The sequence below is a fragment of the Glycomyces niveus genome (assembly GCF_017592475.1).
Taxonomy (GTDB): Bacteria; Actinomycetota; Actinomycetes; order Mycobacteriales; family Micromonosporaceae; genus Glycomyces; species Glycomyces niveus.
Map to the genome: position 1 here is coordinate 372,183 of NZ_JAGFNP010000003.1, position 13,822 is coordinate 386,004.

General features: G+C 71.2%; 14 protein-coding genes. 9 read left to right on the forward strand and 5 right to left on the reverse strand.

The window, feature by feature from the left end:
- Nucleotides 1–47: 47 nt before the first annotated feature.
- Nucleotides 48–953 (reverse strand): SDR family NAD(P)-dependent oxidoreductase, encoded by a 906-nt coding sequence (locus tag J5V16_RS07515; RefSeq protein WP_208495454.1) that lies wholly within the window; start codon nucleotides 951–953, stop codon nucleotides 48–50.
- Between the two features lie 233 nt (nucleotides 954–1,186).
- Here J5V16_RS07515 and amrA point away from each other — a divergent pair, with 233 nt between their 5' ends.
- Nucleotides 1,187–1,801 carry an AmmeMemoRadiSam system protein A gene (gene amrA / locus J5V16_RS07520; RefSeq protein ID WP_208495455.1) on the forward strand — a complete coding sequence of 205 codons (615 nt, stop codon included), beginning with the start codon at nucleotides 1,187–1,189 and terminating at the stop codon, nucleotides 1,799–1,801.
- Here the strand turns inward: amrA and J5V16_RS07525 are convergent.
- A complete protein-coding gene (locus J5V16_RS07525) occupies nucleotides 1,798–2,634 on the reverse strand; it encodes a PhzF family phenazine biosynthesis protein (protein ID WP_208495456.1) in 837 nt (278 codons plus the stop codon). The genes amrA and J5V16_RS07525 overlap by 4 nt on opposite strands.
- Before the next feature lie 111 nt (nucleotides 2,635–2,745).
- Between J5V16_RS07525 and J5V16_RS07530 the strand changes: the two genes are divergently transcribed.
- Complete coding sequence (locus J5V16_RS07530) at nucleotides 2,746–3,882, forward strand: Mrp/NBP35 family ATP-binding protein (RefSeq protein WP_208495457.1); 1,137 nt, start codon at nucleotides 2,746–2,748, stop codon at nucleotides 3,880–3,882.
- A 164-nt stretch (nucleotides 3,883–4,046) separates the two neighbouring features.
- Here the strand turns inward: J5V16_RS07530 and J5V16_RS07535 are convergent, their stop codons facing one another.
- Nucleotides 4,047–4,415 (reverse strand): YbjQ family protein, encoded by a 369-nt coding sequence (locus J5V16_RS07535; RefSeq protein WP_208495458.1) that lies wholly within the window; start codon nucleotides 4,413–4,415, stop codon nucleotides 4,047–4,049.
- Between the two features lie 138 nt (nucleotides 4,416–4,553).
- On the reverse strand, nucleotides 4,554–5,483 hold the full coding sequence (locus J5V16_RS07540) for a DapH/DapD/GlmU-related protein (RefSeq protein WP_208495459.1): 930 nt from the start codon (nucleotides 5,481–5,483) through the stop codon (nucleotides 4,554–4,556).
- 39 nt (nucleotides 5,484–5,522) lie between these two features.
- On the opposite strand from J5V16_RS07540, the gene dapE reads away from it, so the two are divergent.
- Together dapE and J5V16_RS07550 are read left to right on the forward strand one after the other, a co-directional pair.
- Nucleotides 5,523–6,593: a succinyl-diaminopimelate desuccinylase gene (dapE, locus tag J5V16_RS07545; protein ID WP_208495460.1), complete on the forward strand. Its 1,071-nt coding sequence runs from the start codon at nucleotides 5,523–5,525 to the stop codon at nucleotides 6,591–6,593.
- A complete protein-coding gene (locus tag J5V16_RS07550; RefSeq protein ID WP_208495461.1) occupies nucleotides 6,590–7,276 on the forward strand; it encodes an LOG family protein in 687 nt (228 codons plus the stop codon). The genes dapE and J5V16_RS07550 overlap by 4 nt, the downstream gene beginning before the upstream one ends.
- A gap of 6 nt (nucleotides 7,277–7,282) precedes the next feature.
- Here the strand turns inward: J5V16_RS07550 and folP are convergent, their stop codons facing one another.
- Entirely contained in the window at nucleotides 7,283–8,146 is an 864-nt protein-coding gene (gene folP / locus J5V16_RS07555; protein ID WP_208495462.1) for a dihydropteroate synthase, read from the reverse strand.
- A 52-nt stretch (nucleotides 8,147–8,198) separates the two neighbouring features.
- Here folP and J5V16_RS07560 point away from each other — a divergent pair, with 52 nt between their 5' ends.
- The 5 genes from J5V16_RS07560 to J5V16_RS07580 all read left to right on the forward strand — a co-directional run bounded on the left by J5V16_RS07560 (nucleotide 8,199) and on the right by J5V16_RS07580 (nucleotide 13,774).
- Nucleotides 8,199–9,458 (forward strand): M18 family aminopeptidase, encoded by a 1,260-nt coding sequence (locus J5V16_RS07560; protein WP_208495463.1) that lies wholly within the window; start codon nucleotides 8,199–8,201, stop codon nucleotides 9,456–9,458.
- Nucleotides 9,459–9,610: 152 nt separating this feature from the next.
- Nucleotides 9,611–12,061 (forward strand): FtsK/SpoIIIE domain-containing protein, encoded by a 2,451-nt coding sequence (locus J5V16_RS07565; RefSeq protein WP_208495464.1) that lies wholly within the window; start codon nucleotides 9,611–9,613, stop codon nucleotides 12,059–12,061.
- On the forward strand, nucleotides 12,058–12,726 hold the full coding sequence (locus tag J5V16_RS07570; RefSeq protein WP_208495465.1) for a hypothetical protein: 669 nt from the start codon (nucleotides 12,058–12,060) through the stop codon (nucleotides 12,724–12,726). Before J5V16_RS07565 ends, J5V16_RS07570 begins: the two co-directional genes overlap by 4 nt.
- A gap of 19 nt (nucleotides 12,727–12,745) precedes the next feature.
- Nucleotides 12,746–13,234, forward strand: a complete 489-nt coding sequence (locus J5V16_RS07575; RefSeq protein ID WP_208495466.1) for a DivIVA domain-containing protein — start codon at nucleotides 12,746–12,748, stop codon at nucleotides 13,232–13,234.
- 12 nt (nucleotides 13,235–13,246) lie between these two features.
- Nucleotides 13,247–13,774 carry a hypothetical protein gene (locus J5V16_RS07580; protein ID WP_208495666.1) on the forward strand — a complete coding sequence of 176 codons (528 nt, stop codon included), beginning with the start codon at nucleotides 13,247–13,249 and terminating at the stop codon, nucleotides 13,772–13,774.
- Nucleotides 13,775–13,822 lie beyond the last annotated feature (48 nt).

Below are 13,822 nucleotides of genomic sequence, written 5' to 3' on the forward strand. Positions count from 1 at the left end.
GACCGCGGCCCGCGCAGGTTGCGGACGATCGGCCGTCATGTGATGGTTCAGGCGCGCAGGGATTTGCCGCCGTCGACCACGAGCGTCTGCCCGGTGATGTACGAAGCCGAAGGCGCGCAGAAGAACACGGCCGCGGCCGCGACCTCCTCGGGGGTGCCGGGGCGGCCCATCGGGCCGTCGAGGCCCTTCTGGAGCTCGGGCACGGTCGAGGAGCCGGTGCGGATGAGGCCCGGCGCGATCGCGTTCACCGTGACGCCGTCCGCGACGACCTCGGTCGCGAGCGCCTTGGTGAGGCCGGTGACGCCGGCTTTCGCTGCGGCGTAGGCGGCCTCGGCCGGAACGGCGTTCACGACGCCGGTGGTGGCCGCGACGTTCACGATCCGGCCCCAGCCGCGCTCGGCCATCGACTGCACGAACGCGCGCGAGACCAGGAACGCCGTGTCGAGGTTGCGGGTCAGCTCCGTCTGCCAGTCCGCATAGGACAGCTGCGCGACCGGCTTCACCACGGCCGGATCGGTCTTCGAGGTCAGGCCCGCGTTGTTGACGAGGATGTCGACCTCCCCGATCGCCTCGGCGACCGCGTCGGCGAGACCGCCCACCTCCGCCTCGTCGGCGAGGTCGGCGACGAACCCGATCGCGCCGATCTCCTCGGCGCGTTCGTGAATCCGCTTGGTGGTGGAGACGATCGCGACCGCCGCGCCCGCCAGGCGCAGCCGCGTCGCGATGGCGAACCCGATGCCGTCCGCCGCGCCCGCCCCGGTGACCAGCGCGATCTTCCCGGCGAGCGAGTCGAGTTCCTGCAGCCGCCCGCGTGACGCCTGCGTCACCTGCCCCCCGCCCGTCGACGGGAGGTCGATCACGTCGGCGAGGCCGCCCCGGTCGACCGTGGCGTAGGCATCGTCGGTGTCGAAGGAGGAATCGAATGCGTCGGCGCTCGTGCGCGGTTCACTCATGCCCCGCAGTCTCTCACGGCACCGTTATCAAACAGATGACCGGCAGGCCGAACCATGCCGAACCGGCACGCTCGCGGAGGCTCCGCCATCAGGCCGTCCACAAGCCCCCACCCACCACGAGAGGGGAAGATACAGCCCACCCTCGCACCCGGGTCCGACAAGACACGGCCCCCGCCGCCCCCGTGTCACCCGAACGTGTCAGCGCCGCGGGCGGCCCGTGGCACCATCGAGGGATGGACCCGCACCCCGAGTCCGGCCTCGGTCCGGTGCTGACCGCGCTGGCGCGCAGCGCGGTCGCGACCTCGTTCGCGCGCAGGCCGCCCGGGACCGCCACCCTCATCGGCGCCGAACCGAAGGCTCCGGCACATGCCGCCGCGCTCGCGAAGCGCGAGGCGACCTTCGTGACCCTCGAACGGGACGGCCGCCTGCGCGGCTGCATCGGGACCTTGACGGCCTTGCGGCCCTTGGGCATCGACGTGGTGCGCAACGCTCGGCTCGCCGCCCGCGACCCGCGCCTGCCGCCCGTCGAGGAAGCCGAAGTCGAATCCCTTCAGGTCACCGTCACGGTCCTGTCCCCGTCCGAGCCGATCGCCGTGCGCGCCTTCACCTCCCTGCTCGACCACCTCCGGCCCGGCCAGGACGGCCTGACCCTCAAGGACAAAGGGGGCCGGCGCGCCACGTTCCTGCCGTCGGTGTGGGGGAGCCTGCCCGAACCCGACCGGTTCGTGGCCGCGCTGCTGCGCAAGGGCCGCTGGCCGCGCCACCTGTGGACGACCGAGCTGCGTTCGGCCGCCTGGCCCGATGGCCTTGCGGCCGAACGCTACGGCGCCCGCGAATTCTCCGGTTAGGGCAGCGTGACGAGGGTGCCCTCGGCGGTCTTCACGGCCGCGCCAGCGACCGAGACCGAGACGGCCGCACCGTTCTCGACCACGACCTCGCCGTGCAGCGTCGAGGGGCGCCCGATCTCGGCGCCCTGTGCGATCTCGTACGCGTGCACGCCGTCGCCGCTGATGAGCCCCTGGTCGACCAGGTGCACGCCGAGCGCCACGGCCGCCGAACCGGTCGCCGGGTCCTCGCCGACGCCGCGGTGGAAGAGGCGCGCGTGCACCGCGTTCGAGTCCTCGTCGAAGCTGAAGAGGTAGACCTTCTCCAGGTGCCCGGGCACATCGGCGGCCGCGGGCACGTCCTCGTCGGCGAGGCGCACGAAGTTGTGGTCGAGGCCGGCGCTGGCGTTCTTGGGGGTGCCGATGATCTTGGCGGGGTCGAGGCCGATCGCGGCGGCGGCCGTCACGGGGTCGAGTTCGAGGCCGACGCTGATCGCGGTGGAGGTGAGCTTCGCGGTGCCGCCGTCGACGGCGACGGTCATGAGCCCCGCGCCGCACTCCTGGACCATTGTGCCGCCGTCCGGCTCCACGCGGCCGGAGGCGACGGCGGCGATGGCCGCCCCGATCGTGGGGTGCCCGGCGAACGGCAGTTCCTCCGCAGGGGTGAAGATCCGCGCGAGATAGTCCGCGCCGGGGGCGGCGGCCGGGAGCACGAACACGGTCTCGGAGAAGTTGAACTCGAGGGCGATCGCCTGCATCTGCGCGGTGGTGAGGGCCTGGCCGTCGAAGACGACGGCGAGCTGGTTGCCCGCGTAGGCGCGGTCGGAGAACACGTCGTAGATCGCGAAAGGAAGCATGGGCCAGTTATAGCGCGGCACGCCGCAAGGAGCGGCCGGTGCGATCGCGGGCTCCGGGCGGTAAGGCGACGCTCACATTGCCGCAGCGAATCGCGTCGTTACGATTGAGTCATGTCTGACAACGCTGCCGTCGTCGAGGCCGTGCACGAAGCGCTCTCGCACGTCAACGACCCCGAGATCCGCCGCCCGATCACCGAGCTGGGCATGGTCGACACCGTCGAGGTCGACGGCGGTCGCCTGTCCCTCAAAATCCTCCTCACCGTCGCGGGCTGCCCGATGCGCGACACGCTCCAGCGCGACATCGCCGGCGCCGTCGACGGCGTCGAAGGCGTCACCGAACTCGAGCTCGAGTTCGGCGTCATGAGCGAGCAGCAGCGCGCCGACCTGCAGACGAAACTGCGCGGCGGCCGCGCGGGCACCGAGCCGGTGATCCCGTTCAACCTGCCCGAGTCGCGCACGCGCGTGTTCGCCATCGCCTCCGGCAAAGGCGGCGTCGGCAAGTCGTCGATGACCGTGAACCTCGCCGCTGCCCTGGCACAGAAGGGCCTCTCGGTCGGCATCGCCGACGCGGACATCTACGGGCACTCGATCCCGCGGATGCTCGGCGTCGAGGGCGCGCCCACGCAGGTCGAGGACATGATCATGCCGCCGCAGGCGCACGGGATGAAGGTCATCTCCATCGGGATGTTCACCCCCGGCAACACGGCCGTGGTGTGGCGCGGGCCCATGCTCCACCGCGCGCTCCAGCAGTTCCTCGCCGACGTGTACTGGGGCGAGCTCGACGTGCTCCTGCTCGACCTGCCGCCCGGGACGGGCGACATCGCGATCTCGGTCGCGCAGCTGCTCCCGACCGCGGAGCTCGTCGTCGTGACCACGCCGCAGCAGGCGGCGGCCGAGGTCGCCGAGCGGGCGGGCGCGATCGTCACGCAGACCCACCAGAAGCTCGCCGGTGTGGTGGAGAACATGTCGTGGATGGAGCTGCCCGACGGGTCGCACATCGAGCCGTTCGGCTCCGGCGGCGGCAAGACCGTCGCGGAGGCGCTGACCCGGGACGTGGGCGCGGACGTGCCGCTGCTCGGCCAGATCCCGCTCGACCCGAAGCTGCGCGAAGGCGGCGACGCCGGCGTGCCGCTGGTGATCTCCGACCCCGACTGCGAGGCGTCGCGGGCGATCCGCGCGATCGCCGACCAGCTGGCGGTGCGGAAGGTGTCGCTGGCGGGCAAGCAGCTGGGGCTGAGCCCGGTCTAGGCGCTGAGCCTGGATTCGGAAACGAGAGTCTTCCGGCGCTAGCCTTCAAAACGGGCATTCGCAGCGCCCCGACAACAAACCTGACACAGGGGTATGACACGGAGTTTTTGAGCGACGGCCCCCGGGTGTTGAGGGCCGCCGCTCTTATTTCCCCAGTTTCCGGATCAAAGCTTGCGGACGGTGACGGCGGTGCCGTAGGCGCACACTTCGGTTCCCATGTCGCGGGCATCGGAGACGTCGAAGCGCATCATCACGACCCCGTTGGCGCCCAGGGCCTTCGCCTGGTCGACCATGCGCGTGAGGGCTTCCTCGCGCGACGCGGCGAGGGCCTTGGTCAGCCCCTTCAGCTCGCCTCCGAGCAGCGACTTGACGCCCGAGCCGAAGTCGGAGATGAAGTTCCGGGACCGCACCGTGAGGCCGAATACCTCGCCGTGGGTGTCGAGCACCTCGTAGCCCGGCGCCTTCTCGGTCGTCACGACCACGAACCCCGACGTAGTGGGATTGGCGCCGCCGAACTCTCCAACTCTGTCCATGTGGACCAGGCTATGCAAGGAACCGGGGGCGCACCTCGCTCTTCGGGATGAACCTGGGAAAGGCGTGTAGCACTCGGGTACTACACCCTGGGAATACAAGAGGCCCCGGCCGGAGCCGGGGCCTTCGCGCTGACGGGTCTACTGGGCGCTGTGCAGGGCTGCGTTCAGCTCGCCCCAGGTGCCGGTGCGCGGGCGCACCTCGAGTTTGCCGGTCTGCGTGTTCGTCCAGAACTGCAGGTTGTCCTTGCCCGAGAGGGTCGCGGCCTTGACCACGTCGCCGTCCGGGGTGGTGACCTTCGACCCGGCGGTCACGTAGCAGCCGGCGGCCACGACGCAATTGTCGCCCAAGGAGATCCCGATGCCGGCGTTCGCGCCGAGGAGGCAGCGCTCGCCGATCGAGATGACCTCCTTGCCGCCGCCCGAGAGCGTCCCCATGATCGAGGAGCCGCCGCCGATGTCCGAGCCGTCGCCCACGAGCACGCCCGCGGAGATGCGGCCCTCGACCATCGAGTTGCCGAGGGTCCCGGCGTTGAAGTTCACGAAGCCCTCGTGCATGACCGTGGTGCCCTCGGCGAGGTGCGCGCCGAGGCGCACACGGGAGGCGTCGGCGATGCGCACGCCCGACGGCGTCACGTAGTCGGCCATCGGCGGGAACTTGTCGAGGGACTTGACCTCGAGCTGCTGGCCCTGGCCGCGCAGCTCGAGGCGGGCGGCGTTGACCGCGTCGGCCGGGACGGGGCCGAAGTTCGTCCACGCGTTGTTCGGCAGCAGGCCGAAGATGCCCTCGAGGTTGATCGAGTGCGGGATGACGAAGCGGTGCGAGAGCAGGTGCAGCCGCAGGTACACGTCAGCCGTGTCCTCCGGGGCCTCCGCGAGGGACTTGACGGTGATCGACACGCCCTTCGAGGTCGTGCCGGTCGGGTTGGCCCGCTCGAGGTCCGGCGTCCCGATCCCCGTGGGGGCCTCGCCGAGGCCGAGGCGGGTGAACCACACGTCGAGGACCGTGCCGTCAGCGGCGACCGTGGCCACCCCGACGCCCCATGCACCTTCAGTCAGGAAATCACTCATGCGAAAAGCCTATCGACGCGGCGAGTAAGGTCTGCGGATGTGACAGTTTTGAGTGAGGCAGTCCTCGCCGACCCGGTCGCGCTGACCAGGGCCCTGTGCGACATCCCGTCCGTGTCCTGGAACGAGGCGGAGATCTGCGACGAGGTCGAGGCGGCCCTCAAGCGCTTGGGACACTTGACGGTCGAGCGGGTCGGGAACACGCTCGTGGCCCGCACCGAACTGGGCCGGGGGCGGCGCGTCATGCTCGCGGGGCACCTCGACACGGTCCCGGTCAACGACAACTTCCCCACCCGCCTCGACGGCGACGTGCTGTGGGGCCTGGGCACCTCCGACATGAAGTCGGGCACGGCGCTCGCCCTGTGGATCGCGGCCACCGTGCCGAACCCGAAGTTCGACCTGAGCTTCGCGTTCTACGACCGCGAAGAGGTCGAGGCCGAGCACAACGGGCTCAACAAGCTCTCCCAGACCCGCCCCGAACTCCTCGCCGCCGACTTCGCGATCCTCCTCGAGCCCACGTACGGGCTCGTCGAGGCCGGCTGCCAGGGCACCATGCGGGTGCGGGTGAAGACCAGCGGGAAGCGGGCGCACTCGGCGCGGTCGTGGAAGGGCGAGAACGCGATCCACAAGATCGCGCCCGTCCTGGAGCGGCTGAACGCATACGAGGCGCGCGAGGTCGAGGTCGACGGCTGCACCTACCGGGAGGGCCTGAACGCGGTCTTCATCGGCGGCGGCGTCGCCGGGAACGTGATCCCCGACGAGGCCTGGGTCGACGTGAACTTCCGGTTCGCCCCCGACCGCGACGAGGCCGCCGCCGAAGCCCACGTCCGCGAGGTCTTCTCCGGATTCGACGTGCACGTCTCCGACACCGCCCCCTCCTGCCGCCCCGGGCTCGACAGGCCCGAGGCCGCCGAGTTCGTCGCCGCCGCCGGAGGCGAGTTCCGTGCGAAACTCGGCTGGACCGACGTGGCCCGCTTCGCGACACTGGGCATCCCCGCCGTGAACTACGGGCCGGGCGATCCCAACCTCGCCCACAAGCAGGACGAACGCGTCGAGATCCCGCGCATCCGCGCCTGCGCGGATGCCCTGCGAGCCTATGTGGAGGAATCATGACCGCCGACCGCCGAGTGACCGCCGACGAGAAGGTCCTCGACGACGCACACCGCGAGGAGTGGAAGCAGCGCGCCGCCTGGCGGGTCATGAAGTTCCAAGCCGAGTTCGTCGAAGGCTTCGAGGCGATGGAGGCCGCCGACCTCGGCGAAGCGATCTGCGTCTACGGCTCGGCCCGCACCCCGGTCGACTCCGAGGAGTACAAGCTCGGCGTCGACCTGGGGCGCAAGCTCGGCGAGGCCGGCTTCTCCGTCATCACCGGGGGCGGCCCCGGCGCGATGGAGGCCGCGAACCGCGGCGCCGTCGAGGCGGGCGTGAAATCGGTCGGGCTCGGCATCGAGCTGCCGTTCGAGCAGGGCATCAACGAGTTCGTGCACATCGAGCTCGAGTTCAAGTACTTCTTCGTCCGCAAGGTCATGTTCCTCAAGTACTCGTCCGGGTTCTGCGCGCTCCCGGGCGGCTTCGGGACCATGGACGAGCTGTTCGAGGCGTTGACGCTGGTGCAGACCGGGAAGGTCGGCAAGTTCCCGATCGCGCTCATCGGCTCGCGCTACTGGGGCGGGCTCTACGACTGGATCCGCGAATCGATGCTCAACGAGGGCAAGATCAGTCCGGCCGACGTGGACCTGCTCATGATGACCGACGACCTCGACGAGGCCGTCGACCACATGCGGCGCAGCCGCTAGCCGCCGTCACAGGCTGCGGTGCGGGGCCTTCGGCGGCTTGTCGCCCTTGATGGCGGCGACCATGTCGAGGACCTCCCGCGTCGCGGCCACATCATGGGCACGGAAGACGCGCGCGCCGTTCCACGCCGAGATCGCCGTCGCCGCGAGGGTCCCGTTCAGCCGCCGATCCACCGGCAGGTCCAGGGTCTCCCCGACGAAGTCCTTGCGGGACAAGGCCACCAACACCGGCCAGCCGGTCGCCGCGAGCTCGTCGAGGCGGCGGGTGAGGTCGAGCGAGTGGTACGTGGTCTTGCCGAAGTCGTGCGTCGGGTCGATGAGGATGCCGTCCGCGCGCACCCCGGCCGCCACCGCCGCCTCGGCTCGCGCCACGAGCTCGGCGCGGACCTCGGCGACCACGTCCTCGTAGACCGCCTTCGCGGCCACCGTGCGCGGCTCCAGGCCGCCGGTGTGCGAGACGACGAATCCCGCGCCGGTGTCCGCGGCGACCTCGATCACGCTCGGGTCCCAGCCCGCCCACGTGTCGTTGATGAGCTCCGCCCCGGCCGCGACCGCCTCCCGGGCCACCTCGCCGCGCCACGTGTCCACGGAGATGACCAGGTCGGGGTGCCTGTCGTGGACCGCCGCGATGAACGGCACCACACGCTCGATCTCCTCGGCCGCTGACACCTCGGGGCCGTCGCCGGCCTTCACTCCGCCGATGTCGACGATGTCGGCCCCGTGCGCGACCGCGTTGTCCACCGCGGCCACCGCCGCCTCGAACGCGAAGGTCGCCCCCGAGTCGTAGAAGGAGTCAGGCGTGCGGTTGACGATCGCCATCACCGCGTAGTCGCCCTCATCGAACACCCGTCGGCCCAGTTTCAACGCTCGCATCCGTCTATGCTGACAGCCGCCACGGCCACCCGCCACCAGAAGGAGCCACCCGATGCCCCGCTTCGACCGGTCGCACACCGACGACCTCGCCGCGTACATCAAAGCCAGCCCCACCCCGTACCACGCGTGCGCCGAGGCGGGCCGCAGGCTCGAGGCGGCCGGGTTCGAACGACTGGACGAGACCGGCGAATGGCAGCTGGAAGTGGGCGGCTACTACACCGTGCGCGACGGCTCGATCATCGCGTGGCGCGTGAACGACCCCGACATCGACGGCTTCCGAATCTTCGGCGCCCACACTGACACCCCCGCCTTCAAGGTCAAGCCCCGCCCCGACACCGGCAGCGCCGGCTGGAAGCAGATCGCCGTCGAGGTCTACGGCGGCGTGCCCCACCAGACCTGGCTCGACCGCGACCTCTCCGTCGCCGGGCGCCTCGTCATGCGCGACGGCCGCGAAGTCCTCGTCCACGTCGACCGCCCGCTCCTGCGGGTGCCGCGCCTCGCCATCCACCTCGACCGGGGCGTGAACGAGGGCCAGAAGCTCAACGCCCAATCGCAGCTCACCCCCATCTGGGGCCTCGGGCAGCCCCGCGACGGCGAGTTCCTCGAGTTCATCGCCGCCGAAGCCGGAGTGGACGCGAACGACGTCTTCGGCCACGACCTCTTCACCGTCGCGCTCGACGAACCCGCCTACCTCGGCAAGGACGAGGAGCTGTTCGCGGCCTGGCGGCTCGACAACCTCACCAGCACGCACGCCGGGATCGCGGCCCTCATCGCCGCCGAGGACACCGGCGCGAACGTCCCGGTCCTCGCCTCGTTCAATTACGAGGAGGTCGGCTCCATGACCTACTCGGGCGCGCAGAGCCCGTTCCTGGAAACCGTGCTCCGCCGGCTCCTGGCCGACGACTTCGAGGCTTACGCCCGCACGATCGCCGCCAGCGCCATGATGTCCTCCGACACCGGCAACGCGGTGCACCCGAACTACCCCGAGAAGCACGAGCCGGGCCACCGGCCGATCCCCGGCGGCGGTCCGATGATCAAGGTGAGCGCGAACCAGCGGTATGCGAGCGGCGCGGAGGAGCAGGCGCTGTTCCGGCGCTCGGCCGAGAAGGCCGGGATTCCGTGGCAGACGTACGTGAACCGCAACGACATCCCGGGCGGGACGACGATCGGCCCGATCTCGGGCACGCAGCTGGGCATCCTGACCGTGGACGTGGGCTTGCCGATCCTGTCGATGCACTCGGCGCGTGAGCTGTGCGGGGCCGAGGACCCGGGTCTGCTCGCGGATCTGGCGCTGGGGCTGTTCACCCACTAGAACACGCCTCCCCGGTATGGTGAGACCGTTGCTACACCCCGGGAGGCGCTTTGACTTGGCGGACCGAATTGGAGCGGGCGGCCGCGCGTCTGCGCGACGCCGCCGGCGCCGCCGACCAGGCCGAGGATCTGCTTCGGCAGGATGCTTCGCGTTTGGCCGCAACGGGAGTCGAGGCGCGGCGCGCAGAGCTCGCAGAGCGGCTGCGCGGGGTCGCCGCGACCGCGGCGACGGGCTGGCTCGGGGACGAGCTGGCCGCGATCGCGCCGGGCACGCCGTTGTGGACGGACGCGCCGTCCACTGAGGCGGTGCGGATCGGCACGGCCGAGATCGACGACGCGCCCGCGTTCCCGGCGCTCGCCGGGCTGCTCGGCAAGGGCCACTTGGTGTGCGACGGGGACGCCGCCGACCCGCGCGTGGCCGGCATGCTGCAGTCGCTGCTGCTGCGGAACGTCGCCGCGCACCCGAACCTCGAGTTGAGCCTGGTCGACGGCGTGACCCTCGGGCAGGTGTTCGCGCCCGCCACGGCGCTCGTGGACGCGGGGATCGCCGGTCCGGTGGCCACGGACCACCTCGCGCTCGCGCGGGTCCTCACGGCCGCGGAGAAGCGGCTCACGGAGCTGCGCGACATCGCCGCGCGGGGCCAGTCGATCGCGGACCGGCCGTTCCATCTGATCGTGATCGCGGGGCTGCCGCCCGAGGTGGGCAATTCGGTCCGGGAGCGGCTGGCGGCGCTCGCGCATGCGGGGCCTTCGGCGCGTTGCCATCTGGTGCTGTGCGGGTGGCGGCAGTTGCCGCATCGGGAGGCGCTGCCCGCGATCGAGCACGCGACGTACTTGTCCTGCAAGGAGAGCGGTGTGCGGTTGGGGAGCCTGCCGCTGCCGGTGCGGTTGGACGCGGCGCCGTCGCCGGCGCTGACTCGCGCGGTGTACGGGTCGCGGGCGCAGCAGCGCAAGGAGGCCGGGGAGCTCAGTGTGGGCGATCTGGTGCCGGAGGTGCTGTGGTCGGCTTCGAGCAGGGACGGCTTGTCGACGGTGATCGGCCGGGACCAGGCGGGGTCGTCGACGGGCGGGGATGTGGAGGTCGCGTTCGACGACGCGACGCCGCACTGGCTCATCGGCGGTCGCACCGGCGGCGGCAAGACGGTGTTCCTGCTGGACGTGCTGTACGGGCTCGCGACGCGGTACTCCCCCGCCGAGCTGGAGCTGTACCTGCTGGACTTCAAGGAGGGCGTCTCGTTCACCGAGTTCACGCCCTCGCATCTGGACCCGTCGTGGATTCCGCATGTGCGGGCGGTCGGGGTCGAGTCCGACCGCGAGTACGGGGTGGCGGTGCTGGGGGCGCTGCGGGCGGAGTTGTCGCGGCGCGCGGGGCTGATGAAGCGCGCGGGGGCGACGCGGCTGGCGCGGCTGCGGGAGCTGCGGCCGGATCTGCCGCTGCCGCGGATCGTGGCGGTGGTGGACGAGTTCCACGTGCTGTTCGCCGGGAACGACCGGCTCGCCGGTGAAGCGGTGGCGCACTTGGAGGAGTTGGCGCGCAAGGGCCGCTCGTACGGGGTGCACCTGGTGCTGGCGTCGCAGACGATCTCGGGGATCGAGGCGCTGTACTCGAAGAAGGACTCGATTTTCGGGCAGTTCCCGCTGCGGGTGGCGCTGCCGGGCGCGAAGCACCTGCTGGACGAGGGCAATGACGCGGCGGACGGGATCAGCGTCGGCCAGGCGGTGATCAACGACGCCGGAGGCATCAAGGGCCGCAACCGGACCTGCCGGTTCCCGGACGCGTCGAGCGCGGAGGAGCTGCTGACGGGGTTGCGGCGGCAGCTGTGGGAGCGGCGGGACTCGGACGTGGAGCCGGTGGTGTTCCGCGGGTTCGACGAGCAGCATCTGGAGGACGATCCGCGGTTCGCGGCGCTCGCGCCGACGCATGCGCCGGTGGCGCTGCTGGGGCGGGCGGTGGACGTGCACATGTCGTCGGTGGGCTACCAGTTCGACCGCAGCCCGGGGCGGCACCTGGCGGTGCTGGGCACGTCGGCGGTGGCCGCGGACATGGTCGCGGCGGCCGCGATTTCGCTTGGGCGCCAGCATGAGCCGGGGAGTGTCGCGTTCGAGGTCGTGGCGACGGCCGTGGGCGTCGAGGACACGGCGCGGCAGGTGCTGGCCGAGCTCGAGGCGGGCGGGCACGAGTGCCGGCAGCTCGCACCGGGGTCGATCCTGAGCGGGAAGCGCGGCGAGCCGACGTACCTGGTGTGGTTCGGCGCGGACGGCGCCGACGGGCAGCCCGCGGCGCTGCGGGACCTGCTGCTGCACGGCCCGGCCGAGGGCGTGCACGTGATCGGCTGGTGGCGGGGCGCGCGGCGGTTCCTGGACGACATCGGCGGCTCGGCGGGGCGCGAGCACTGCGCCGGGGTCGTGGCGCTCAACATCGCCGGGAACGACCTGGCGGCGATCACGGGCGGATACGAGCGCACCTGGGAGGCGCGCACGAACCGGTGCCTGGTGATCGACCGGCACGCGGGCACCGAGACGCTCGCGGTGCCGTACGTGCGGCCCGGCCGGCTCGACGGCCTGCCGGTCCAGGACATCCCCGGGAAGGTGGAGTCGCGATGAGCCTCAGCGCATACGAGGACCTGGTGCACGAGCTGGCGCGGCTCGACGCGGACACGACCGCGAGCACCGCGCAGGCGACGCGGGCGCTGGAGCGACGCCGCGAGGCCCTGCGGGAGGTGCGGTCGGGGATCGACGAGGAGATGGTCGACCTCGCGCAGCTGTGCGCGCGGTTGCGGCACAGTACGCCGGACTTCACGGCGCGGCAAGTCGACGACACTGCGGGCGAGTTGCCTGGGCGGCAAGGCGAGCCCGATGCGGACCTCGTGCTGGAGCGGGCGAAGACGGCGCTGCGGGAGGCCGAGGCGGCCCGGACGGCGACGACGCGGGCCGCGCAGCGGCCGACGCTGCTGCCGAAGTCCCACCATGTGGTGCGGGAACTGCTGGTGTACGGCTCGTGCATGGTCGCGTGCCTCGCAGTGCAGTTCGTGTACCTGGCCGCGTCGGGCGGCGGGGGCGAGTCCGCGCTGTGGGTCGCGTTCCTGCTGCCGGTGATCGCCACGCTCGTCGGATATGTGCTGGTGGGGATGGCCAACCGGCCGCGCCTGCCCATGCTGGACCGGACCGGCAAGCCCATCAAGGCGGTCGTCCCCCACAACCCGCGTCTGGGAGTGACCCTCGCGGTCTGCACAATGGCGCTGTTCGCCTATTTCGCGTTCTTCGCTTAGAACCGCTTGGAGGAGCCCCGTGGGTAGCTTGCTTATGGAGTTCGCGCTGCCGCTGGTCGTCGCCGCCATCGGCGTGTGGATCGCCTTCGCGATCGTCGTGTGGGCCACCGGCCGCGACTCGCTTCTGGACATCGCCCCGGCGGTGCCCCCGCTCGGCCTCGGCGAGGGCGAGCCGGTCACCGAGGCGGCGGTCGCCTCCGTCAGGTTCGACACCGGCATGCGCGGCTACCGCACCGACCAGGTGGACGCGGCGCTGAACCGGCTCGCGTGGGAGATCGGCCGCCGCGACGAGCTGCTCGCCGAGATGCGGACGCGGCTCGACGGGACCGCGGACACCGGGGAGCTGTTCTCCCCCGAGGAGGACGACGCGCTCCGGATCGCCAACGAGGGCACGACGGGCGACCTCGGCACTGACGCTCTCGACAGCGCCGTCCCCGAGGGTGCCGCCTCCGACAGTGAGGCAGGGCGCGAGGAGCCTGGGGAGACGGCGACGCGCAGCGAGGCGTGATGGGATATGCCCATGCGTTATTGGCTGCTGGCGTTGAACGAAGACGAGTACACCGAGCAACAGGCCTACGAGGTCGAAGCGGTCGAGCCCTCAGCGCGCGCCGAGGGCACCGCGGACGGCGACGAGGTGGCCCTGGCCGGGCCGGAGGGCGTGTTCGCGCTCGGCGAGGTGAAGGGCGCGGCGATCGTGTACCGCCGCCGCCTCGAAGCGCCCGCCAAGACGGTCGAGACCGAGCAGATCTACGGCTCCGCGAGCTCCGCCGAGGCCGACGCCGAGGAGGGCTGGACCGAGCTCAACCCGGAGGCGTGGGAGAACCTCGTCCGGGCCCTGCCGACCCCCGAGCGCCGCAGCGACTGGCTCGTGACCCTCTCGATGCCCATCGAGGCGGTCGACAAGGCCGAGGCCGTGCGCCAGTTCTGGTCGTACATCCGCTCGCTCGGCCCGAAGGAGCTGCCGACCTTCGTTTCGCCGTACGGAAGGGAACTTGAGGGCACTTCGTTCCTTTTGGGCGTCGAGCACGAGCAGGACCCTGAGGAGTAAGTGACTCAGGTCACACTCCGTTAAGAAAAATCACGCAAGTCGCAAAAG

Bases quoted from the DNA above. Each gene is read 5' to 3' on its own strand.
- J5V16_RS07580 (WP_208495666.1), top strand. From the start codon at position 13,247: ATGCGTTATTGGCTGCTGGCGTTGAACGAAGACGAGTACACCGAGCAA.
- J5V16_RS07535 (WP_208495458.1), bottom strand. From the start codon at position 4,415: ATGGACAGAGTTGGAGAGTTCGGCGGCGCCAATCCCACTACGTCGGGG.
- J5V16_RS07530 (WP_208495457.1), top strand. From the start codon at position 2,746: ATGTCTGACAACGCTGCCGTCGTCGAGGCCGTGCACGAAGCGCTCTCG.
- J5V16_RS07550 (WP_208495461.1), top strand. From the start codon at position 6,590: ATGACCGCCGACCGCCGAGTGACCGCCGACGAGAAGGTCCTCGACGAC.
- J5V16_RS07560 (WP_208495463.1), top strand. From the start codon at position 8,199: ATGCCCCGCTTCGACCGGTCGCACACCGACGACCTCGCCGCGTACATC.
- folP (WP_208495462.1), bottom strand. From the start codon at position 8,146: ATGCGAGCGTTGAAACTGGGCCGACGGGTGTTCGATGAGGGCGACTAC.
- J5V16_RS07525 (WP_208495456.1), bottom strand. From the start codon at position 2,634: ATGCTTCCTTTCGCGATCTACGACGTGTTCTCCGACCGCGCCTACGCG.
- J5V16_RS07540 (WP_208495459.1), bottom strand. From the start codon at position 5,483: ATGAGTGATTTCCTGACTGAAGGTGCATGGGGCGTCGGGGTGGCCACG.
- amrA (WP_208495455.1), top strand. From the start codon at position 1,187: ATGGACCCGCACCCCGAGTCCGGCCTCGGTCCGGTGCTGACCGCGCTG.
- J5V16_RS07515 (WP_208495454.1), bottom strand. From the start codon at position 953: ATGAGTGAACCGCGCACGAGCGCCGACGCATTCGATTCCTCCTTCGAC.
- J5V16_RS07570 (WP_208495465.1), top strand. From the start codon at position 12,058: ATGAGCCTCAGCGCATACGAGGACCTGGTGCACGAGCTGGCGCGGCTC.